We start from the raw sequence: 22,179 nt of genomic DNA, 5'->3' as shown, positions 1-22,179 counted from the left end.
AGACGGGCGGTTCCCGCGCGCCCCCGGCGCGGGACGCAGAGGAAAGGTGCCTGTTGGCCGACGAATGCATCCACGGTTTCGACGACGGCCTGTGCGCCATCTGCTTCCCGCCGAAGGCCCCTGAGCCCGCGCCGCAGCCCGAACCGGCGGCTCGGGCGAACCGCGTCCCGGGCCGGCGGCCGAGCGCAGCGTCGCTGCGCGCGCCGGTCGCGAAGCCCGCCCGCGCGAAGGCGGGCGCCGGTGCGCTCAGCGCCCCGCCCATCGACGCCGGGGCTGTGCGCATCTACCACGTGACGCACCTCGACAACCTGGCTCGCATCCTCGGCGCCGGCGCGCTCGTGCCGGACGCGGCCGGGGCCGCACCGCTCGTCGACCTCTCGGCCCCCGCAGTGCGCGAGTTCCGCCGCGCTCGCGCGGTCGACGGCACCGACGCGGTCATCGCCGACTACGTGCCCTTCCTGCTCACCCCCGACGCGCTGGTCTGGAACGCGGTGCGCGAGGGCACGCCCGACCCGCGGCTCGCCGCCGAGGCCGTCGAGCGCCCCGCGGCCGACCACGTCATGCTCGTGAGCTCCGTCGCGGCCGCGCGCGGCGCCACCACGGCCGACGGCGCGGTCGCCGTCAGCGACGTCGACGCCGCGCTGCCCGGCGCGGAGCTCGCCGTCGCGTGGCCGGCGGTCGAGCGGATGCTCCGACTGCTCGCCCACGAGCAGGAGACCGCGCGCCTGCGCACCGCCGAGTTCCTCGTGCGCGGCGAGGTCCCGCTCGAGCGGATCGCGCTCATCGCCGTCGGCAACGAGCGCGTCCGCGACCGCGTGCGCGCCGCGCTCTCCGCAGTGGGCGCGAAGACCCGGATCGCGGTCTACCCGCCCTGGTTCCTGCCCGCCGAGGACTGAGCCGGCTCCTCGAAGAGCGCGCGCTGCGCCTCCTCCGCGCGGGCGAGCTGCGACAGCCCGTCCGCGCGGTGGTGGCCGTACACCCAGTAGCGGTACAGCACGAAGCGGAAGAGCGTGCCGAGGCCCAGGCCGATCACGTTCGAGGCGATGTTGTCGGCGACGAGGCTCGTCAGGCCGAGGACGTGGTGGCTGATCCAGAGGCAGGCGAGCGCGATCGCCATCCCGCCGAGCGAGACGATGACATACTCCGCGAACTCGCGGAGGTAGTTCTTCCGGCGATGGCTACGGAACGTCCAGTAGCGGTTGCCGAGCCAGTTGAACACGATCGCGACGCTCGTCGAGATGGTCTTCGCGCCGAGGGCCGACTGCGCCCAGCCATCCGCCCCGAACGCGCCGAGCCGCAGCGCGTTGAACAGCGCGACGTCGATCGCGAGGCCGATCAGGCCGACGACGCCGAACTTCAGCGCGTACGCCACCACGCCCCGCCACAGTCGGCGCGCGAGATCTCCGGCCCGGGAGCCGGTCGCCGCTCCCGCCGCGAGATCGCGCGTCGTCACCCGGCACATCTTAGCCACAGGCGCCGCCCGTAGACTGGGGGCATCGGATCCGGCCGTTCGGCCGGGCGCGGGGTCTCCCGGACCTCGCGAGGCGGAGCAGAGGAAGAGGTCGGTCGGGTGCGGGTCGGAGTGATCGGTGGCGGGCAGCTCGCGAGGATGATGATCCCTGCGGCGATCGAGCTCGGCGTCGAGCTGCGGGTGCTCGCCGAGGCCGAGGGCATGGCCGCCGAGCTCGCCGCGACCGCGGTGGGCGACTACCTGGACGCCGAGACCGTGCTGGCCTTCGCGCGCGAGGTCGACGTCGTCACCTTCGATCACGAGCACGTCCCGCAGGACGTGCTGCACGCCCTCGTCGACGCCGGCATCCCGGTGCACCCGGGCCCCGATGCGCTCCGCTTCGCGCAGGACAAGCTGCTCATGCGCGAGCGCCTCTCCGAACTCGGCCTGCCGGTGCCCGATTGGGCCCGCGTCGAGACCGCGGAGGAGCTCGACCGCTTCATCGAGGCGCACGGCGGTTCGGCCGTGGTGAAGACCCCCCGCGGCGGCTACGACGGCAAGGGCGTGCGCGTCGTGCACGGCTCCGCCGAGGTCGCGGAGTGGTTCGCCGCGCTCGCCGAGGACGGCCGCCCCGGCGCCCTCCTCGTCGAGGAGCTCGTCGAGTTCCGCCGCGAGCTCGCGCAGCTCGTCGCTCGTCGCCCCTCCGGCGAACTCGCGGCGTGGCCCGTCGTCGAGACCGTCCAGGTCGGCGGCGTCTGCAGCGAAGTGATCGCGCCGGCCCCGCGCTCCGCAGGCCGCCTCGCCGATGTGGCCGCCGACGTGGCCATCGCGATCGCCGAGGGCCTCGGCGTCACCGGTGTGCTCGCGGTCGAGCTCTTCGAGACGCACGACGACCGCGTGCTCGTCAATGAGCTCGCGATGCGCCCGCACAACAGCGGCCACTGGTCGATGGACGGCGCGACGACCGGGCAGTTCGAGCAGCACCTCCGCGCCGTGCTCGACCTGCCGCTCGGCGGCACCGGCACCCACGACGCGTGGTCGGTCATGGTGAACATCCTCGGCGGCCCCGCCGAGGGCTCACTCACCGACCGCTACCCCGAGGCGCTCTCGGGTCACCCGACGGTGAAGGTGCACAACTACGGCAAGGCCCCGCGGCCCGGCCGCAAGATCGGGCACGTGACCGCGGTGGGCCCCGATCTCGACGACGTGGTCTATCAGGCCCGCGCCGCTGCGGCGGTGTTCCAGGACTGATGTCCGGCGCGATGACCGCATCGCTGGACTCGACGGCGCTGTCGTCGGAGCGATCCGGCGCGCCCGCGGGCGCGGGCGGAAGCGCCGGCGCCGGACGGGGCCGCTTCCTCGCGCTCGACGGGCTGCGCGGCATCGCGGCGCTCGTCGTGCTCGTGCACCACGCCCTGCTCCTGAACCCCTCGATCTCCTCGCTCTACGTCAAGGGCGGAAGCGCACCTGAACCGGGAACCGTGCTCTGGTGGCTCACCTACAGCCCGCTGAAGCTCACGAACGCGGGGCACGAGGCAGTCACCGTGTTCTTCGTGCTGAGCGGCTTCGTGCTCGCGCTGCCGGTGCTGCGCGGCGGCTTCGACTGGGTGTCCTACTTCCCGCGTCGCATGGTGCGACTCGGACTGCCGGTCGTGGGCGCCGTCGCGTTCGCCGCGTTCCTCATCGCCGTGGTGCCGCGCCCGGCGGTCGAGCGGTTCTCGCCCTGGGTCGAGGAGCGCACGGCGAAGGAGCTCGACTGGCACCTCGTGCTGAACGCGCTGAACCTCTTCAACGGGTCGTACAAGCTCGACAACCCGCTGTGGTCGATCCAGTGGGAGATGATCTTCTCCGTCACGCTGCCCGTCTTCGTCGTGCTTGCGCTCGCGGTGCGCCGTTGGTGGCCGCTCGGCCTCGTCGCGGCCCTCGCCGGCGTCTGGGTCGGGGCCGAGACCGGGACGGCGGCGCTCGAGTACCTGCCGGTCTTCCTCATCGGCGTGCTCCTCGCGGCGAAGCTCGATGTGCTCGAGCGGGCGGCCGCCGCCATCAATCGCGCTCGCTGGGCGCCGTTCGCGTGGACGGGGCTGCTCGTCACGGGATGCGTGCTGCTGGTCCTCCGCTGGGAGCTCGGCGCCTTCGGCTCGATCGCCGAGTTCGCCCCGCTGCTCAAGGTCGTCGTCGTGGTCGGAGCCGCGCTGCTCGTGTTCTGCTGCCTCGGCTCGCGCGGTGCGGCGGGCCCGCTCGGCTCCCGCCCGGTGCAGTACCTCGCGCGCATCTCGTTCAGCCTCTACCTCGTGCACGTGCCGGTGATCGTGGCGCTCCGCTTCGCGCTGCCCGAGCTGCCGGCGCACTGGATCATGGCCCTCGGCATCCCGCTGTCCCTGCTCGTCGGCACGGTCTTCTACCGCATCGTCGAGGCGCCGTCCCACCGCGCCTCCGGGTGGGTGGGGCGCCGGGCCTCGGCGCTGACGGCGAGCCTCGGGCGCAACCAGGGCTGACGCGCGGCGTCGTTGCGGGCATCTCCCAGCCCTCGCCCCTACACTCGTTCGAGTGACTGAGACCTCTCCCGCTCCGCTCGTCGGCGTCGTCATGGGTTCCGATTCCGATTGGAACGTCATGCGCGAGGCATCCGAGCTGCTCGACGAGTTCGGCATCCCGCACGAGGTGGAGGTCGTCTCCGCCCATCGCACGCCCGAGAAGATGATCGACTACGGCAAGCGGGCCGCCGGCCGCGGGCTCAAGGTCATCATCGCCGGGGCCGGGGGAGCGGCGCACCTGCCCGGCATGCTCGCCTCCGTCACCACTCTGCCCGTCGTCGGCGTGCCCGTGCCGCTGTCCCGGCTCGACGGCCTCGACTCGCTGCTCTCCATTGTGCAGATGCCCGCCGGCGTGCCCGTCGCCACCGTCTCGATCGGCGGGGCGAAGAACGCCGGGCTCATCGCGGCGAAGATCCTCGCGACGGCCGACCCGGCGCTCAGCGAGGCGCTCGCCGCCTACGCGACGGCGCTCGCCGAGCTCGTCGAGGAGAAGAACGAACGGCTGAAGCAGTCCCGATGAGCCTCGCCGCCAGCCCGATCCGGTACCCGGACGTCGCCTCGCGCCCGCTGATGACCCGGCGGGGCTGGTGGCTCGTCGTCCTGAACTTCCTCATCCCCGGCTCGCCGCAGGTGCTCGCGGGCAGTCGGCGGCTCGGCCGCTTCGGCCTCGGCGCGACGCTCGTGCTGTGGCTGCTGCTGGTCGCGGCGCTCGTCTGCTGGTTCGTCTGGCCGACCGTGGTGTTCAGCGCCGTCTCGATGGCCTGGTCGCTCTGGATCCTCGCCGCAGTCCTCGTGTTCTACGCGGTGCTCTGGGTCGTCCTGACCTTCGACACGCTGCGGATCGTCCGACTGGTGAAGACCGCCCCGTCGGCTCGCGGATGGATCGCCGGCCTCACGACGGTGCTGATGATCGCGCTGTCCGGAGGCGCCTCGTACGGTGCGTATCTCGCGTTCACCGCGAGCGGCTTCCTCAACTCGGTGTTCATCGCCGGCCCCACGGAGCCGCCGGACGAGAACGGCCGCTACAACATCCTGCTGCTCGGCGGAGACTCCGGCCCCGACCGTGAGGGGATGCGACCCGACAGCATGTCGGTCGTCTCCATCGACGCCGACACCGGGCACGCTGTGATGATCGGCCTGCCCCGTGATCTCGAGGACGTCCCCTTCCCCGACGACTCGCCGCTCGCCCAGGTCTATCCCGAGGGCTACGGCGCGATCGACGGCTGCGAGGTCGACGTGTGCATGCTGAACTCGATCTACACCGAGGTGGAGCTGAAGAGCCCCGAGATGTACCCGGATGCGGTGGCACGCGGCAGCGAGCCCGGCATCGAGGGCATGCGCGACGCCGCTGAGGGAGTCACCGGCCTCGACATCCAGTACTACGTGCTCATCGACATGCAGGGCTTCGAGCAGCTCATCAACGCGCTCGGCGGCGTCGACATCAACGTCGAGACGCGCATCCCCATCGGCGGCGACGAGGACAACGACGGCGTCGACGGCTGGATCGAGCCGGGCCAGCAGCACCTCGACGGCTACCACGCGCTCTGGTACGGGCGGGCGCGCTACGGCGTGGCCGGCGGCGACTACGAGCGGATGGCCCGCCAGCGGGTCCTGCAGGAGGCGATCCTGCACCAGTTCACGCCGGGGAACGTGCTCGCGAAGTTCCAGGACGTGGCTTCGGCCGGCGCCGACACGGTGAAGACGGACATCCCGCAGTCGATGCTCGGCTACTTCGCGAACCTCGCGATGAAGACGAAGGAGCTGCCGATCGGGCAGGTCGAACTCGTCCCGGACAACGGGGTCGACCCGACGGATCCGGACTTCGAGTACATCCGCTCGCTCATCGCCCAGGCCCTCGTGCCGCCGAGCCCGGATCCGAGCGAACAGCCCGCCGGCTGAGCCTCGCCGCCGCCCGGACCGTCAGAGGTCGGCGTGCAGCTGCCAGACCCGCTCCCCGGCGTCCTGCCAGCTGAACGCGCGCGCGCGGTCGGCGGCGGTCAGCGAGAGCCGTGCCGCGAGCTCGCGATCCTCGGCGACCCGGGTGATGGCGGCGGCCAGCCGGTCGGCGAAGCCGTCGGAGCCGCCGACGCCGACGGCGACGGACAGGCCGGCGCCCGCGGCGATCTCCTGGTGCGCGGGCGCGTCGGAGTGGATGACGGGCGCGCCGAGGCTGAACGCCTCGATGAGCCAGGTGCCGCTGGCCTCGTCGTGCGCCGGCGCGACCACCGCCGTCGCGCGGCCGAGCACGACCGCGAGATCCGCGGGGTCGAGCGCGTCCAGTCGGAGCAGTCGATCGGCGCGGACGCCGTGCTCCTCCGCGACGGTGACGAGGTGCTGGTCGCCCCAGCTCTCCGGGCCGAGCACGACGAGCGGGAGCTCGGGGACGCCCGTCCGGCCGAGCGCGGCGAGCACATCGACGAGACCCTTCCGGGGTTCGAGCGTGCCCTGGACGAGGAGGTATTCGGCGGGGAGTCCGAGTCGCTCCGCTCGAGCGCCGGCGTCCGGTCCGAGCACGAGTCCGGTCCGGGGGGCGGTGCCGATGACCCGGAGCCGCTCACCGAAGTCGACGATCATCGAGAGCTGGTCGGCGAGCGCGTGCGTCGGCACGACGACGGCGTCCGCGTGCTTGCGGGCCCGCTTCAGCATGCCCTTCTGCCACGCGACGGCCGTCGAACTCATCGCCTCCGGGTTCGTCCAGGCGAGGACGTCGTGGACCGTGACGACCGTCTGATCGCCGGCACGCCGATCGTGCTTGCGCAGCGGGGCGAACAGGCCGGTGCCGTGGATCATCCCGCCGCCGGGCGAGGTGGTGAGGCCGAGCTGCCATGCTGCGGCGAGCTCGCGCCGGGCCAGGCTCGTCTTGTAGAGGTCCGCGAGTCCGGGCAGGGCCGCGCGCACCCGCTCGTAGTCCGCCTCCGGAGACGAGGAGACGATGCCCTCGACCGCGCAATCGGGCGGCGTCGTGCGGATGACGGCGCGGGTCAGCTCCTCTGTGTAGCGGCCCAATGCGCCGGGCACCGGGGCGATGAGCTGATCGACGACGACGCGCAGGTTGACGGGCATCGGACCTCCTCAGACGAGCCAAGCTATCACTCCGAGCTGCGGGAGGCGCTCGGCCGACCCCCGGGTGAGAGGCGATGCCGGTCGAATCGATTGTGGCTCCTTTCAGGCAGTTCGATTACCCTGTATCGAAATCAGCCTTGCTCTCGGGCTTCCCCCACGCATGAGAGCGATTTCACACATGACTCTTCGCGCAACCCCCGACGCGCCGAGCCGGGACGTTCAGAGCGCCCCGCAGCTGCGCTATCGACACGACCTCGACGGGCTCCGGGCGCTCGCCGTGCTCCTCATCGTCGTCTACCACGTCTGGGTCGGGCGTGTCTCGGGCGGCGTCGATGTGTTCCTGATGCTCTCGGCGTTCTTCCTCACCGCGTCGTTCGCGAAGCGCGCGGAGGCCGGCGGCGCGATCGCCCCGCTCGCGTATTGGACGAAGACGTTCAAACGACTCCTCCCGGCTGCCGCGGTCGTCCTGCTCGGGGTGCTGGTGGCCACCGCGCTGCTCCTCCCTGCGACGCGTTGGCCGACGATCTGGTCCCAGACGGTCGCCTCGCTGTTCTACTTCCAAAACTGGGAGCTCGCTACGACCGCGGTCGACTACTACGCCCCGCACGGCGCGATGCTGAGCCCGCTGCAGCACTTCTGGTCGATGTCGATCCAGGGGCAGATCTTCGTGCTCTGGCCGATCCTCATCCTCGGCGGCACGCTGCTCGCGCGACGGCTGGGCCGCTCCGTGCGGCTCACGCTCGTCGCGATCTTCGGCGTCGTCTTCGCCGCCTCCTTGAGCTACTCCGTCGTGATCACCGCGGTGAACCAGCAGTGGGCGTACTTCGACACCGGCGCACGGCTCTGGGAGTTCGCCCTGGGGTCGCTCGTGGCGCTCGTGCTGCCGTTCGTCCGGCTCCCCGAGCCGGTGCGCGCGGTGCTCGGCTGGGCCGGCCTCGCCGGCATCGTGCTCTGCGGGGTGCTCTTCGACGTGGAAGGCGGCTTCCCCGGCTACCTCGCCCTCTGGCCGACGATGTGCGCGGCCATGCTCATCGTCTCCGGGAGCTCGCCGACGAGCTTCGGCCCCGACCGGCTCCTGGCCTTCGGCCCGCTCCGCTGGCTCGGCAACTCGGCGTACTCGCTCTACCTGGTGCACTGGCCGATCCTGGTGTTCTGGATGGCGCTGGCCGGCCGGGGCGACCCCGGGCCGCTCGCCGGTGCGGCGATCATCGGCGTATCGATCGCGCTCGCGATCGTGATCCACCTGCTCGTCGAGCGTCCGCTCCGCGAGTTCTCCTGGGGCAACCGCAAGAAGCGCAACGGGCTGGTCGTGGTCGCGGCCAGCGTCGTGGCGGTCGTGGTCCCGCTCGGTACTTGGCAGTTCCAGGAGCAAGCCGAAGCCGAGGCGCTAATCGCGGCGGGCGAGCACCCGGGGGCGGTCGCACTCGATCCTCTGATCGCCGATCGCTTCGTTCCCACCGTCGAGCCGATCCCGGCGGCGACGATGTTGGACAGCGAGTGGGTGTCCCTCCCCGAGTCCTGCAGCGGCAGGTTCGCGACGAACGACCCGCTCCTCGTCGAAGGATGCGCGCAGTCGACTGAGATCGGCGACCCCGCGGCGACGGTCGTGGTCGTCGGAGACTCCCACAGTGAACAGATGATGGGTGCGCTCATCCCGATCGCGGAGGAGTCGGGCTGGCAGTTGATCTCGGTCCTCCGTGGCGGCTGTTCCTTCGGCACGGAGGGGAAGTGCCCGGAATGGAGCTCGGCGGCCCTCGCGTACGTGCTGGATGTAGCGCCGGACGCCGTCTTCACCGTCGGCACCGCCGCGGAGGTCGACGGCCCGGACGAGCAGCTCACGGCCGGCCTCGACGATGTCGCAATCCAGATCACCGACCGAGGCATCAACCTCATCGCGGTCCGTGACAACCCGCGCTTCGGCTACAACATGTACGAGTGCGCGCTCGAGGCGCTCACCAGCGGTGCGTCCTGCAGTGTGCCGCGGGCGCTGGCGCTGGCCGACGAGAGCCCGCTCGACGCCATTGGCAGCATCGACGGGGTGTACCTCGTAGACTTCACTGAGGAGCTGTGTCCGGACGGTGACTGCCGGGCAGTCCTCGGCAACGTCTTCGTCTACCTCGATGACAATCATCTGACGGGGACGTACGCGAGGAGTCTCGCCGGCTCCCTGCAGTTGCAGCTGGCGGGGGTCATCCCCTAAGCGGGACAGCTGCTCCGGAGCAACCGCCAGGTCGCCATGGGAACCAACTGGAAGAGAGCAGATGTCGGAACGATCGGGCGGGCGTCTGGTGACGGCAGTCATCGTCGCGTACAACCGGCGGGATCTGCTCGCCGAGACGCTCGACGCTCTCGCGGGGCAGACTCGGGCGCTCGACCGCGTCGTCGTCGTCGACAACGCTTCCACGGATGACTCGGCAGCCGTCGCCGCGTCGTACATCGACCGACTCCCGCTGGATGTCGTCCGGCTCGAGCGGAACACGGGCGGCGCCGGCGGCTTCGCAGCGGGGATGGCGGTCGCACTCGACGCGGAACCGGCGGACTGGATCTGGCTGATGGACGACGACACCGTCCCTGAGCCCGAGGCTCTGGCCGCCCTACTCGGCGTCGTCGAGCCGGGAGGATACGCCGTCGGCGGGTCGCGAGTCGTGTGGGTCGACGGCCGCGAGCATCCCATGAACACGCCGCGGAGCAAGCCGTTCGCGTCGCGTGGCGAGCGGAGCGCCGCCGAGCGCTACGGGTCGGTGCCCATCCGGACGACGTCGTTCGTCTCGATGCTCATTCGCGCCGACGTGGTCCGTCAGATCGGCCTGCCGATCGCCGACTACTTCATTTGGAATGACGACTTCGAGTACTCGGCGCGCGCGCTCCGGGGACGGCGGGGCGTGCACGTCCCCGCGTCCGTCGTCGTTCACAAGACGAAGGAACTCGCGTCCACCGACGCGGACCCCGGCGAACGGTTCTTCTTCGAGGTGCGGAACAAGCTGTGGCTGTTCCGCTTCTCCCAAGGCCTCACCGCCCCGGAGAAAGTGATGTACGGAGCATCCAGCGTTCGCCGTTGGCTCCGGACCTATCTCCGTTCCCGAGAGCGTTCCGTCATCGCGGACGGTTGGAGGCGAGGCCGCCGCGACGGGCTCCGTAGCCGGCCCCGACGTAACGCGCAGGCGTTGTCCGGTCTGGGACAGGTGACGATCGCCGTCGAGGCCTTCGACGGAGTCGAGCGGTGAGCGAGTTCAGCCTGCTGATGTCCGTCTACAGCGGGGACGACGCCGCGCACTTCCGGCGGGCCTTCCTCTCCGCGGTGCACGAGCAGACCAGGCGGCCCTCGCAGGTCGTGCTCGTGCAGGACGGACCGGTCCCCGACGAGCTCGCGCTCGAGATTTCCCGACGGATCGCCGAGAGCCCGGTGGAGACGACGTTCCACGTCTTCGAGCGCAACACCGGCCTCGCCAGCGCGCTCTCGACGGGTCTCGGGCTCGCGCGTTTCGATGTCGTCGCACGAATGGACGCCGACGACATCTCGCTGCCCGAACGATTCGAACGCCAGCTCCCCGAGATCGAAGCCGGAGCCGACCTCGTCGGAACCGGAATGCTCGAGTTCCTCGACGACATCGGCAGCATCGTGGGACGCCGGGTCCCTCCTTCGGGGCAGGAACGGATCGCGAGCTACGCGCGGTTCCACGACCCCTTCTCCCATCCGACCGTGGTGTACCGCCGTGCCGCGGTCGAGGCCGCAGGTGGCTACCAGCCCATGGGGCTGATGGAGGACTACTGGCTGTTCGCGCGCATGATCCAGTCCGGGGCGACGGTCGCGAACCTCACCGAGCCGCTCGTGATGTATCGAGTGGGGGCGGGCGCGTACGCCCGTCGTGGCGGGTTCGCGCAGCTTCGAAGCGAGCTCGCGCTTCAACGTGCCTTCCGTCGCATCGGGTTCACGACGCCCATGCAGTATCTGCGCAATGTCGCCGTTCGGGGCGCGTACCGTTTCGTCCCGGTGGGGGTGCGGAAGATCGCGTACCGACGATTCATCGCGCGCGGCGGATCCGCAGGCTGATGCCGACCCGATGCCGACGCGACGCGCTGCGTGCGCCGCGTCGGCAGCGGGTCGGGCCCACCCGCATCGCGCACTGCGGGTGACAGATCTGCCCTCCGCCCCCGCACCGCGCGCGGCAGGTCGGATCAGCGCGTACGGGGAGTTGCGGCGTCCTCCGGAACCGGGGTGACCGGGGCCGCCTCGACGGCACTCCCTCCCGGCGTGACGCCGAGGGAGTCCCGCCAACGGGCGATCGAGGTCAGATCCCACAACTGCTCGCGATACCGGCCGGAGAGCTCGGGCCACTGCCGCCGGATGCGGAGGCCGTAGCGGACGCTCGAGACGAGGAGCTTGCGGAACTTCTTACGATCGTGGACGTGCCACGCGAACCCCGACCCCTCCGCGTTGCTCTGCGCGAAGTTCCGAAGCGCCGTCAGCTTCCACCACGGCGTCCCGTGGGGGAGATGCACGGACGGGGACGCGCCGGCATCCGACTTGTCGAACCAGTGGGACCAGACCTCGCGGACGACGAAGCGGTACGCGGAGAGTCCGCTCGGCTTCGAGCCGTCCGCCGCAGGGTCATCCCCGAAGTAGGCGGTCTGCGGGAAATGCTCCACATCCTCCGGGTTGCGGTGCAGCTCCGTCTCACGGAACCGTGGGGCGAGGGCGCGCAGTTGCGGCAGACGCGTCTTCATCTCGCCGTGCAGCGCTTCCGGGCCCCGGAGCACGCTCTCGTACGCGAGCTGCCGGAGGGCGACCGCGTAGTAGTCGAGCGTCAGCACGTGCCGGACATCGCTCGCCAGGTTGCTGACCGGCAGTCGACCGCCGCGTCGGTGAGGGGAGTGCAGCATGGCGGCGATCAGCCGGTTCCGCGCGTGGAAGAACGCCTGCCAGTCTCGGCTGTCATCCTTGTCCACCCACGAGACGTGCCAGATCGCGGCGCCCGGCATCGTCACGGTCGAGTACCCGCGGGACGCCGCGCGAAGGGAGAACTCCGCGTCGTCCCACTTGATGAACACCGGCAGCGAGAGCCCGATCTCCCGGATGATCGGGACCGGGATGAGGCTCATCCACCAGCCGTTGTAGTCGACGTCGAAGCGTCGATGCATCCACTTCGTCTGGCGCAGGTTGGAGGAGGTGAAGTCGTGGCGATCCGGCGTGATGGGGCCCCACATGAAGCTCCAGCGGTCCACGCGCTCCGCGTACGCGTGCAGCTTCGTCTTGTCGTACATGTCGAACATGTGCCCGCCGACGATGGTCGGCTCGGCGGTGTAGCTCGCGAACGACCGCATCCGCCGGATCGATTCGGGTTCCACCGCGACGTCGTCGTCCAGCAGCAGCACGTAGTCGGAGGTGCCGGCGTCGAGTGTTTCGAGCATTCCGCGGGAGAACCCGCCCGAGCCGCCGACGTTCGCCTGCTCGATGACGCGCAGGCGTCCGTCGAGGGACGCCTCGACGGATTCGAAGCCCTGCGCATCGCGGAGGAGCTGGGTGCCCTGATCGACGACGAGGATCTGGTCGATCCCTTCGAGCGCGTCCGCGTCGCCGGCGATCGCCGCGAGGAGCTCGAGGCAGTATGCGGTGCGGTTCAACGTGGTGATCGACACGGTGATCCGGCCGTCCCGGTTCGGCGCGACGCCCTCGGGTGCCGCCCAGTCGGCTTCGATGAGTTCGAAGTCCTCATCGCTCGCCGTCAGGTCGAACCAGTACCAGCCGCCGTCGATGAATTTTCCGAGGGGAAGTTCGAAGGTGTGCCGTCCGTCGCCGCTCAGGGAAGCCGAGTCGACCGTCTGCACGACGCCGCGCGCGTTGGACCGGTACACCGTGACGTCCCCCCTGCCACGGGTGACGACGCGGAGCACGACGCGATCGAGCGTGGTCCATCGCTGCCAGTAGCTCGCCGGGAACGCGTTGAAGTAGGTGCCGAGCGACACCCGTTCGTTGGCGGGGATCCTGAGGCTCCTGCGGCCGGTGATGTACCCGGTCGCGTTCACATGCGAGATTCGGAGCGGCGTCGAGTGCACCTCGTTCGGCACCGGACCCCGCCGATGCCGGACGGCCTCGGCGATCGGTCGGCGCTCCTCGCGCACCTCGGTCCACTCGTCCGCGTCGAGGTAGAGCGGGACGACGTCGGGGTCGCCGGCAGTCGGGAAGAAGACCTTGCTGAGTGTCTGATTGGACATGATCTGCAGTTCGTTCTCGTGATCGATCGGTCGGCGTCAGAGCGCGACGGGGCTGAGGAGCGGCTTCACGCGGTTCTCGTACATCGAGAGCGCGGAGCCGATCGCCATGTGCATGTCGAGGTACTTGTAGGTGCCGAGGCGACCGCCGAAGAGGACGTCGGGCTCCCCCTGCTGCAACTCCCGGTAGCCCAGGAGCGCGGCTCGGTCGCTCGGCGTGTTGACGGGGTAGTACGGCTCGTCCTGGCGGGTCGCGAAGCGAGAGAACTCGCGCATGACGACGGTCTTGTCGGTGGGGTAGTCCCGTTCCGGATGGAAATGGCGGAACTCGTGGATGCGCGTGTATGGGACGTCCGAATCCGCGTAGTTCATGACCGAGGTGCCCTGGAAGTCACCGATCGGCAGGACCTCGCGCTCGAAGTCGAGCGTGCGCCACGAGAGCTCCCCGCCCGAGTAGTCGAAGTAGCGGTCGACCGGTCCCGTGTAGATCACGGGCACCTGGCCCACCACGCGGCTCTTGCTGACGTCCTGCGAATCGTCGAAGAAGTCGACGCCGAGACGGATCTCGATGTTCGGGTGATCGGCCATCCGCTCGAGCCAGGCCGTGTAGCCGTCGACGGGGAGTCCCTCGTACGTGTCGTTGAAGTAGCGGTTGTCGTAGGTGTAGCGGACCGGAAGGCGACTGATCACATCGGCGGGCAGCTCGGTCGGGTCGGTCTGCCACTGCTTCGCCGTGTAGTCGCGGATGAACGCCTCGTAGAGGGGACGGCCGATCAACGAGATCGCCTTCTCCTCGAGGTTCGCGGCATCGGCGGTCGTGAACTCTGCGGCCTGTCCGGCGATGAGCTGGCGCGCGGACTCCGGGGAGTGCGCGGCCCGGAAGAACTGGTTGATCGTGCCGAGGTTGATCGGCAGCGGGTAGACCTCGCCGCGATGGGTGGTGTACACGCGATGCTGGTAGGAGGTGAACGCGGTGAACCGATTCACGTACTCCCAGACCGGCCGGTTCGAGGTGTGGAAGAGGTGCGCTCCGTACTCGTGGACCTCGATGCCCGTCTCTGGATCCGCCGCGCTGTAGGCGTTGCCGCCGATGTGGCTGCGCCGGTCGATGACGAGGACCTTTCGGCCGAGCTCGTTCGCGACCCGCTCGGCGATGGTGAGGCCGAAGAACCCCGATCCGACGACGACGAGATCCACAGTCATGCACTTCCTCCGGTTTCCAGGTGTAGCAGCTGGCAATGTTTCGCGCTTTCCAGCGCGCCGGCCGACGTCCTAGGATAGCTGATCCCCCTTGGCGGGATACTATGCTCCGAAAGGGGCGCCAAACGGGGTGCGCCCGTGAAGCAACGCGAAAGTCGGGGAGCGATGCATCGGGTGGCGAAGCTGTGGGCGGCGGTGACTGCCATCATCATGGTGGCTGCCGGATTGACGGGTCTCGGGGCGGTGACGGCGCCCGCGGTCGCGGCCAGCGGCTCTGACTTCAACGCGGGCATGATCATCAGCGACGAAGTGTTCTACGACAGCAGCACGATGTCGGTCGGCGATATCCAGGCGTTCCTCAACGCGCGCGTGCCTTCCTGCCGTTCCGGATACACCTGCCTCAAGGACTACGCGCAGTCGACCGCATCTCAGAGCGCGAAGAGCGAGGGGTGCGCCGCCTACCCGGGCGGGTGGCAGTCGGCCGCCGAGATCATCTGGCGCGTCGCGAACGTCTGCGGGATCAACCCCCGGGCGCTGATCGTGCTGCTCGAGAAGGAGCAGAGCCTCATCACCGATACCTGGCCGTCATCGCGGCAGTACCGCTCGGCGACCGGGTACGGATGCCCCGACACCTCCGACTGCGATACCAACTACTACGGGTTCTTCAACCAGGTGTACCACGCGGCGTGGCAGTTCAAGAAGTACCAGGCGCGCCCCGATCGCGCCTATCGGGCCGGGCGGAACAACACGATCCAGTGGCATCCGAACGCCTCCTGCGGAAGCTCGCAGGTGTTCATCGAGAATCAGGCGACCGCCGGACTCTACCTGTACACGCCGTACCGTCCCAACCAGGCCGCCCTCGACAATCTCTACGGTGTGGGCGACTCGTGCTCCGCGTACGGCAACCGGAACTTCTGGCGGATCTTCACCGACTGGTTCGGTTCCACCGGCTACACGGTCAAGGGCGCCTTCGCCGAGTTCTATCGGGCGAACGGCGGGCCGGAAGGCTTCCTCGGCGCCCCCACCTCGAACGAGATGGTGGTCGACGGCGGCTGGAAGCAGCGCTTCAGCGGCGGCACGCTCTTCACACGCGTCGGGACGCCCGTGTTCGCCGTTCGCGGGCTGATGCGCGACTACTACCGCGGTGTCGGAGAACAGGCCGACGGCCTCGGCTGGCCTGTCGAGCAGCAGGTCTCGCTCGGGAACGGGAACTGGTATCAAGCGTTCGAACGCGGCCGCATCCTCGTGACCGGGAGCACGGTCAAGGCCGTGCGGGGCGAGATCGCGAAGAAGTACCTGTCAGTTGGTGCTCAGCAGGGGCGGCTCGGCTTCCCCACGGGGGACGAGGCCTGGGGCTCCGGCGGATGGCTGCAGAGGTTCCAGGGCGGGGTGATCGCCTCGTCGACGGCGGGCACCTTCGTCATCACGGGGACGATCCAGAAGCGCTTCGACGCGGCGGGCGGAGCTGCAGGCGGTCTCGGCTGGCCGACGGAGGACGAGCGCAGTGTCGGGTCCGACTGGAGCCAGAAGTTCACGAGCGGCGCGATCGTGGTTCGCAAGAGCGTTGACCGCGTGGTGAAGGGCGACCTCGGTGCGTACTACGTCCGCGCCGGTGCCGAGGCGTCGGCTCTCGGATGGCCCAGTTCCAACGAAGCCAGGCTCGGCACCGGCTGGACTCAGTCGTTCGAGCAGGGGATCCTGTACTCGTCGTCGGTCGGCACCCGCGCCGTCCCGAACGCACTCGGCCCTCAGTACCAGGCGGCCGGCGGGCCGACCGGGTCCCTCGGCTGGCCGACGAGCGATGCCGTGACGAAAGACGCACGTGTCTCGCAGTCGTTCCAGAACGGGCAACTCTCCACGAACCCCGATGTCGCCGTCGCCGGCGCCGTCTACCGGGAGTACGCGCGCGTCGGCGGGGCGAGTTCTGCACTCGGCATGCCGACCGAGGCAGAAGCCAAGGTGACCGGCGGAGTCCGGCAGCGGTTCGTCGGAGGAATCGTCTACGTGACCTCCGCGCGAGCCTTCGTCGTCCAGGGTGATCTCGGCCGCGGCTACCTGGCAGCGGGGGACGTCGCGTCGAAGTTCGGTGTGCCGACCTCGCAGGAGCGCCAGTCCGGCATCGGCTGGGCGCAGACGTTCTCGAGCGGTGTGCTGTACTCCAGCCCGGCCGGCGTCTACGCGGTCATGGGGGCGATTCGCGGCTACCACGACGCCAACGGCGGAGTGCAGGGCCGGCTCGGCTGGCCGTCCGGCGCGGAGACGAAGGTCGACGGCGGATGGCGGCAGTCCTTTACCGGTGGCACGGTCTACGCGAAAGACGGTCGGGCGCCGATCGTGGTCTGGGGCGACATCGGGACGTACTACGCGGGTGCCGGTGAGCAGGCGGGTGCGGCCGGTTGGCCGGTCTCCGCCGAGCGAGCGCGCCCGGGTGGTTGGATCCAGGAGTTCGACAACGGCACCGTGCACAATTCGCCGGCCGGGACGGCGCTGGTCGGCGGGGACATCCTTCGCGCCTATGCGGCCGCAGGCGGGTCCGACTCGCAGGTGAAGTGGCCGGTCTCGGACGCCACGGTCGTCGGCGGCGGATTCAGTCAGGTGTTCGTGGGCGGATCGTACTACGCGCGCGGCGGCCGGGTGTTCGTCGTACAGGGGGCGATCGCGACGGCATACGCCGGTGACGGCGGCGCGGGGGGAAGCCTCGGCTGGCCGACGGGGAACGAGTGGTGGAGCGGTCGGGAATGGCGACAGGACTTCGAACGTGGATCGATCATCGTCGATAGCGCGGGGGCCCGTATCGTCCGTCGCTGACGGGGATCGATCGACGCGGGTGCGTTTACGCCACCCGGCGGGTCTGCGCGCGACTCAGCCGCGGCGCGGTCGGCGGAACACGAGCTTCGCGTAGAGCACGTAGTTCCACACCAGCCCTACACAGATGGCGCAGAGCTTCGGGAGCAGATCGAGCGGCGGCACGATTCGAAGGCCGAAGGCCTCGAAGAGCCAGGTCGAACCGAAGATCACGAGTGGCTGGATGACCCAGAGCCCGAATCCGGTCACGATCACGAAGCCGGTGATCTGCCGCGCGACCTCGCTTCGGCTGCCACCCGTTGAGCGGAACGTGAAGCTGCGGTTGAGCACGAACGAGAGGCACATCCCGAGCGACGTCGCGATGAAGTTCGCGAGCAGCACGTCGACGTGCCAAGACCGCAGCACGGTGTAGCTGACGAGGTCGACGAGGGTATTGGCGATTCCGACTGCTACGAAGCGGACTTCGGTGCGTCGGAAGAGTCCGCCGCGGTCAGCCAATGCGCCGCACGGTTTCGGTCCGGTCGTCGCGGCCCTCGGTGCCCCCAGCGACGAGCGCGAAGCTGTAGAGCGGTCGGTGTTGGACCTCGACGTAGATCCGGCCGACGTAACTGCCGAGGACGCCCAGCATGGTCAGCTGGATGCCGCCGAGCAGGAACATCGCGACCGTCACGAACGCCCAGCCTGGCACCGTGGTCTCCGGTGCCACGAGACGGACGGTCACCGAGTAGATGATCCCCAGGAACGCGAGCGCCGAGATCGCCAGTCCGACGCGGCTGATGAGTTGGAGCGGAACGGTGGAGAAGCCGAGGATGCCGTCGGCGGCGAACTTCATCATCTTGCGCAGTGGATATCCGGTCTCACCGCTCAGTCGCGCGTCCCGATCGAAGAGCACCGCCTCCTGACGGAAACCGACGTAGCTGACGAGGCCGCGGAGGAACCGGTTGTGCTCGCGATACTTGCGCAGTTCCGCCACCACCCGTCGGTCCAGCAGCCGGAAGTCACCGGTGTTGCGCGGGATCTCGATCGAGGCGAGCTTGCTGAGCGCCCAGTAGAAGGCGTGCGCCGTCGTGCGCTTGAAGGCGGTGTCCTTCCTGGTGCGGCGCTGGGCGTATACGACGTCGGCGCCGCTCTCCCACCGCTCGATGAGCTGGATGCTGACTGCGGGGGGATCCTGGAGATCGGAGTCCATGATCACAACGGCATCGGCCTCGGCGTAGTCGATGCCGGCGGTGACCGCCATCTGATGCCCGTAGTTCCGGGCGAAGGAGAGCACGGTCACTCGCGGATCCTGCTCGCGCAGTTCGAGCAGCAGCTCCAGCGAGTCGTCTTTGCTGCCGTCGTCGACGAAGACGAACTCGAAGGTGTAGCGGCTCTCGATTCGCTTGAGCTCCTCGACCAACGTCCGATAGAGGACCTCGATGTTCCCGCGCTCGTTGTAGATCGGGAACACGTAGGCGATCTTCTTGCGTTCGGTCATTACAGCGGTGCTCCATCCATTCCGGCCGAGGCGCGGCCGAACGACAGCCTACGCGCTGGGCGCACTCATGAGGTGAGCAGGGTCGGATGGGTGATCCAGATGTAGTACCACCAGCCTTGCGCGAAGACTCCGAGATACATCACCCAGGCGACGAGCGGGCGCCACTTCGGGAATCGTTGCACCAGCGCGGCGCCTGCGACGTAGATCGTGAAGCAGACGAAGACGTAGCGGTGCACCGAGATGACGTTGCTGTTCAGCGTGTACATGACGATCGCGAGAGCGGAGAAGACGACCAGAGGGATGGAGTCGCGGCGCCAGACCACGGCGAGGAACACCGCCGAGACGGCGAGGACGAGAAGGGAGATGAGCGGGATCGCCTGGTAGTGGAGGACCTCGGGGGTGAGTACGGCGCCATCGATGCCGAACACGGCACGGATGACATCGGCGGATTGGTCGGCGAGCGTGAGCAGCACATTCGGCTGGAGCACGTGGTATGGCCAAGCCCCGCTGGTCCGGACGTTGTTGATCATTGCGAGCGGGTCCCCGAACACCGCCCACATGTGCACTGCATAGGCCCCGAATCCGAGCAGTCCGAACGGCAGCCACAGGATCCGCCAATCGAGCAGGCCACGAAGACTCCAGCCCTTCGAGCGCCAGAACTCCAGTCCGCACAGGGCGAGCATCAGCAGACCCGGTAGCCGAGATGCGGTGACGCCGACGAGCATGAGCCCCATGAGCGCCCATTGTCGCCGCAGGGCGAAGGCGTAGGCCCAGGCCGCGAAGGCGAGAAACACGGATTCCGAGTAGAAGACGTGACAGAACAGTGCCGGGGGAGCCGTGAGCAGCATCGCCGCAGGGGTCCATCGGTTGGAAGCGGTGAAGCCGAGCCGCTCGGCGATCACGAGGAGCGCGCGGATCGCGAAGCCGAGGGCGACGGTGTTCAGGACCAGCCCGAGGACGAGCACGCCGACCTGCCCGCCGGTGACGATGCGCAGGATCGAGATCAGGAGCGGGAACGCCGGGTAGAACGCCACCGATGCGGGCTCAGCGCCGTACCCGTTGTCGATGATCCCCTCGAACCAGAGGGCGTCCCAGCGCTCCGTGTGCCCGAGCAGCCCGACTGAGGCCGCGCGGCCATGCGTCGACGCGTCGATGAGGGTACCGATAACGGTCAGCGTGAGCTGCCACAGCACGGCGATCGCGAACGATTGGGTCCACGGCGAGTTCGCGAATCTGGCGAGTCGCGTGCGTGCAGGGGACGCGTCGGTGGGCGACGTCATCGAGGGGGGCCTCCAGTGCATGGGAACGAGGGGAGGACTCGAGCCTATCCGGCCGGGTCGGCTGGCTCCGGCCCGCGCACCCCTTCGTCGCGCCGCTCGGCGACGTTCGGCGTGGTCACAGCAACGCGTCTGCGATACTCGTACAGGCCGAACGCGGTGGCGGCCGAGATACCGGACGAGAAGGAGACGGCTGACGTGGCTGAGTGGCTCGCGATAGTCCCGGCGGTGCTCGTCAGCGTCCTCGTGCTCGGTGTTCCGGGTGCGCTCGTCGCCGCTGCACTCGGGCTCCGCGGGATCGCGTTCGCAGGATTCGTTCCTGCGGCCGGCGTCTCCGTCGTCGCGGTGACCAGCCTCGCCGGGCACGTGATCGGTTTCAAATGGGGAGTGCTCCCCGTCGCCGCGGTCACCGCCGTCCTGGCGCTCGCGGCGTATGCCGCCCGCCGGATCTGGATCTCGCGGAGCGGCGCCGCGCCCACGAAGCCCGCCGGGGCGGGCTGGGCCGTTCCGACCGCGGCCGTCGTCGCTGCCGTGCTGCTCACCGCGCGCTTCACGGTCATGGTCGGGCAGCCGGGCGACGTCTCCCAGACGTTCGACAACATCTTCCATCTGAACGCGGTGCAGTACATCGTCGAGACGGGTGACGCGTCCCCGCTGCGCCTCGGCAGTCTGACCTACGCCTTCGACGGCGCCGGATCCTTCTACCCGGCTGCCTGGCATGCGATCACGGCCCTCGTGGTCCAGTTGACCGGAGCGACCATTCCCGTCGCGGTGAACGCGGTGAATCTGGTGATCGTCGCTGCGGTCTGGCCGCTCGGAGTCCTCCTCCTGACGCGGGTCGTGCTCGGAGCGAACCGGTTCGGTCTCCTTGCAGCGGGGGTGCTCGCCGCGGGGTTCGCTGCGTTCCCCTACCTCATGCTCGACTTCGGCGTGCTCTACCCGAACGTCCTGTCCATCGCGCTCCTGCCCGCCGCGCTCGCTTTCGTCGTCGCGAGTTGCCGCCTCGACGACGCGGTTCCGATGTCTGTGCCGGCAGCGTGGCTCGGCCTCGCGGCGACGCTCCCGGGGCTTTCGCTCGCCCACCCGAGCACGCTGATGGCGCTGATCGCGTTCTCCGCCGCGCCGGTCGGCGTCGCCGTGTTCCGTCACTATCGCCGGCTGCGCGCCGAGCATGCCGCCGCTTGGCGATACGTCCTCACGTCGGTCATCCTCGTGGTCGGCGTCGCCGCGGCGGCGGTGCTGCTGATCAAGGCCCGGCCCACCAGTGAGGCCGCGTTCTGGGGGCCGCGCGAGTCGTTCCTCCGATCGGTGTTCGCCGGCTTCACGAACTCGACGGTGGGCTACCCCGTCGATCTCGTCATCACCGGGCTGACGATCGCCGGCCTCTGGGCGATCTGGAGACGGAAGAACCAGCGCTGGCTCCTTCTTTCGTATCTCTTCGCCGTCGGGTTGTACGTGATCAGCGCGGGTCTGCCCGCCAGCTACTTCCGCTACGGGCTCACCGGAACCTGGTACAACGACTCGAACCGGCTCGCGTCGTTGATCCCGGTGCTGGCGCTGCCGATTGCAGCGGCCGGAGCCGCATGGCTCGTCACGACCGTGCTCGCATTGATCGCGCGCCGGAACACGGCGCGCGGATTCCGGATCGCGGTCCCGGCCGCGGCGGCGGCTCTGCTCGTGCTCGGCACGCAGTGGAGCGCGCCGATGGCCGAAGCCACGGAGAATGCCGAGGCGAGCTACGCCATGACCGACGAGTCGCTGCTGCTCTCGACGGATGAGCTCGAACTGCTCGAAGAGATCCGGGGCGAGCTCCCCGAGGACTCGGTGGTCGTCGGGAGCCCCTGGACCGGCACATCGCTCGTGTACGCGATCAGCGGGTACCGGGCGCTGATGCCGGCGATCTACGGCGACCGCGACCAGGACGTGCAGCTGATCATGGACGGCCTCCGCGACGCTGATGCCCGACCGGAGGTGTGCAGCGCGCTGAAGCGCGAGAACGCCTGGTACATCCTCGACTTCGGCCCGCAGGAGGTGCACGGCGGCACGCACATCTTCGTCGGCTTCGAAGACCTCGAGGATTCGGATGCCGTCGAGCTGGTCGACGAGGTGGGCGCCGCGCGGCTCTATCGCGTCACCGCGTGCGGGTGACGATGGCGGCGAGGT

Annotated in this window: 17 protein-coding genes; 10 read left to right on the top strand and 7 right to left on the bottom strand. The window is 69.4% G+C overall.

The window, feature by feature from the left end:
* The first annotated feature begins 53 nt into the window (after nucleotides 1-53).
* Entirely contained in the window at nucleotides 54-896 is an 843-nt protein-coding gene (locus QSJ60_RS14540) for a DarT ssDNA thymidine ADP-ribosyltransferase family protein (RefSeq protein ID WP_285464064.1), read from the top strand.
* On the opposite strand, the gene QSJ60_RS14535 is transcribed toward QSJ60_RS14540, so the two are convergent.
* Nucleotides 863-1,453, bottom strand: a complete 591-nt coding sequence (locus QSJ60_RS14535) for a GtrA family protein (RefSeq protein ID WP_230765911.1) — start codon at nucleotides 1,451-1,453, stop codon at nucleotides 863-865. The genes QSJ60_RS14540 and QSJ60_RS14535 overlap by 34 nt on opposite strands.
* A gap of 42 nt (nucleotides 1,454-1,495) precedes the next feature.
* On the opposite strand from QSJ60_RS14535, the gene QSJ60_RS14530 reads away from it, so the two are divergent.
* The 4 genes from QSJ60_RS14530 (at nucleotide 1,496) to QSJ60_RS14515 (ending at nucleotide 5,883) form a co-directional block, all read left to right on the top strand.
* Nucleotides 1,496-2,701 carry a 5-(carboxyamino)imidazole ribonucleotide synthase gene (locus tag QSJ60_RS14530; RefSeq protein ID WP_502871406.1) on the top strand — a complete coding sequence of 402 codons (1,206 nt, stop codon included), beginning with the start codon at nucleotides 1,496-1,498 and terminating at the stop codon, nucleotides 2,699-2,701.
* Nucleotides 2,702-2,712: 11 nt separating this feature from the next.
* Nucleotides 2,713-3,945, top strand: coding sequence for an acyltransferase family protein (locus QSJ60_RS14525; protein WP_285464058.1), 1,233 nt, complete (start codon nucleotides 2,713-2,715; stop codon nucleotides 3,943-3,945).
* 91 nt (nucleotides 3,946-4,036) lie between these two features.
* Nucleotides 4,037-4,504: a 5-(carboxyamino)imidazole ribonucleotide mutase gene (gene purE / locus QSJ60_RS14520; protein ID WP_285465338.1), complete on the top strand. Its 468-nt coding sequence runs from the start codon at nucleotides 4,037-4,039 to the stop codon at nucleotides 4,502-4,504.
* Nucleotides 4,501-5,883 carry an LCP family protein gene (locus tag QSJ60_RS14515; protein ID WP_189086265.1) on the top strand — a complete coding sequence of 461 codons (1,383 nt, stop codon included), beginning with the start codon at nucleotides 4,501-4,503 and terminating at the stop codon, nucleotides 5,881-5,883. Before purE ends, QSJ60_RS14515 begins: the two co-directional genes overlap by 4 nt.
* Before the next feature lie 21 nt (nucleotides 5,884-5,904).
* Here the strand turns inward: QSJ60_RS14515 and QSJ60_RS14510 are convergent, their stop codons facing one another.
* Complete coding sequence (locus QSJ60_RS14510) at nucleotides 5,905-7,047, bottom strand: glycosyltransferase (RefSeq protein WP_285464056.1); 1,143 nt, start codon at nucleotides 7,045-7,047, stop codon at nucleotides 5,905-5,907.
* A gap of 178 nt (nucleotides 7,048-7,225) precedes the next feature.
* Between QSJ60_RS14510 and QSJ60_RS14505 the strand changes: the two genes are divergently transcribed.
* From QSJ60_RS14505 to QSJ60_RS14495, 3 genes are all read left to right on the top strand, one after another.
* Nucleotides 7,226-9,247, top strand: coding sequence for an acyltransferase family protein (locus QSJ60_RS14505; RefSeq protein ID WP_285464055.1), 2,022 nt, complete (start codon nucleotides 7,226-7,228; stop codon nucleotides 9,245-9,247).
* An 88-nt stretch (nucleotides 9,248-9,335) separates the two neighbouring features.
* Nucleotides 9,336-10,271, top strand: a complete 936-nt coding sequence (locus QSJ60_RS14500; RefSeq protein ID WP_285464053.1) for a glycosyltransferase — start codon at nucleotides 9,336-9,338, stop codon at nucleotides 10,269-10,271.
* Nucleotides 10,268-11,098 (top strand): glycosyltransferase, encoded by an 831-nt coding sequence (locus tag QSJ60_RS14495; RefSeq protein ID WP_285464051.1) that lies wholly within the window; start codon nucleotides 10,268-10,270, stop codon nucleotides 11,096-11,098. Before QSJ60_RS14500 ends, QSJ60_RS14495 begins: the two co-directional genes overlap by 4 nt.
* A 125-nt stretch (nucleotides 11,099-11,223) precedes the next feature.
* Here QSJ60_RS14495 and QSJ60_RS14490 read toward each other — a convergent pair whose 3' ends face one another.
* Entirely contained in the window at nucleotides 11,224-13,260 is a 2,037-nt protein-coding gene (locus tag QSJ60_RS14490) for a glycosyltransferase (RefSeq protein WP_285464050.1), read from the bottom strand.
* Nucleotides 13,261-13,296: 36 nt separating this feature from the next.
* On the bottom strand, nucleotides 13,297-14,460 hold the full coding sequence (glf, locus tag QSJ60_RS14485; protein ID WP_189086270.1) for a UDP-galactopyranose mutase: 1,164 nt from the start codon (nucleotides 14,458-14,460) through the stop codon (nucleotides 13,297-13,299).
* Nucleotides 14,461-14,652: 192 nt separating this feature from the next.
* On the opposite strand from glf, the gene QSJ60_RS14480 reads away from it, so the two are divergent.
* On the top strand, nucleotides 14,653-17,265 hold the full coding sequence (locus QSJ60_RS14480) for an LGFP repeat-containing protein (protein ID WP_285464047.1): 2,613 nt from the start codon (nucleotides 14,653-14,655) through the stop codon (nucleotides 17,263-17,265).
* Nucleotides 17,266-17,319: 54 nt separating this feature from the next.
* On the opposite strand, the gene QSJ60_RS14475 is transcribed toward QSJ60_RS14480, so the two are convergent.
* The 3 genes from QSJ60_RS14475 to QSJ60_RS14465 all read right to left on the bottom strand — a co-directional run bounded on the left by QSJ60_RS14475 (nucleotide 17,320) and on the right by QSJ60_RS14465 (nucleotide 19,932).
* A complete protein-coding gene (locus QSJ60_RS14475; RefSeq protein ID WP_189086272.1) occupies nucleotides 17,320-17,760 on the bottom strand; it encodes a GtrA family protein in 441 nt (146 codons plus the stop codon).
* Nucleotides 17,753-18,739 carry a glycosyltransferase family 2 protein gene (locus tag QSJ60_RS14470; RefSeq protein WP_189086273.1) on the bottom strand — a complete coding sequence of 329 codons (987 nt, stop codon included), beginning with the start codon at nucleotides 18,737-18,739 and terminating at the stop codon, nucleotides 17,753-17,755. Before QSJ60_RS14470 ends, QSJ60_RS14475 begins: the two co-directional genes overlap by 8 nt.
* 65 nt (nucleotides 18,740-18,804) lie before the next feature.
* Entirely contained in the window at nucleotides 18,805-19,932 is a 1,128-nt protein-coding gene (locus tag QSJ60_RS14465; RefSeq protein ID WP_285464042.1) for a hypothetical protein, read from the bottom strand.
* Between QSJ60_RS14465 and QSJ60_RS14460 the strand changes: the two genes are divergently transcribed.
* On the top strand, nucleotides 19,876-22,164 hold the full coding sequence (locus QSJ60_RS14460; RefSeq protein WP_285464041.1) for a DUF6541 family protein: 2,289 nt from the start codon (nucleotides 19,876-19,878) through the stop codon (nucleotides 22,162-22,164). The two genes, QSJ60_RS14465 and QSJ60_RS14460, sit on opposite strands and share 57 nt — an antisense overlap.
* Nucleotides 22,165-22,179: the final 15 nt, after the last annotated feature.

Source organism: Agromyces sp. NBRC 114283, from assembly GCF_030268405.1.
GTDB classification, from domain to species: Bacteria; Actinomycetota; Actinomycetes; order Actinomycetales; family Microbacteriaceae; genus Agromyces; species Agromyces mediolanus.
Note: the sequence above shows the minus strand (reverse complement) of the source record. Positions and strands in the feature narration are given on the sequence as shown.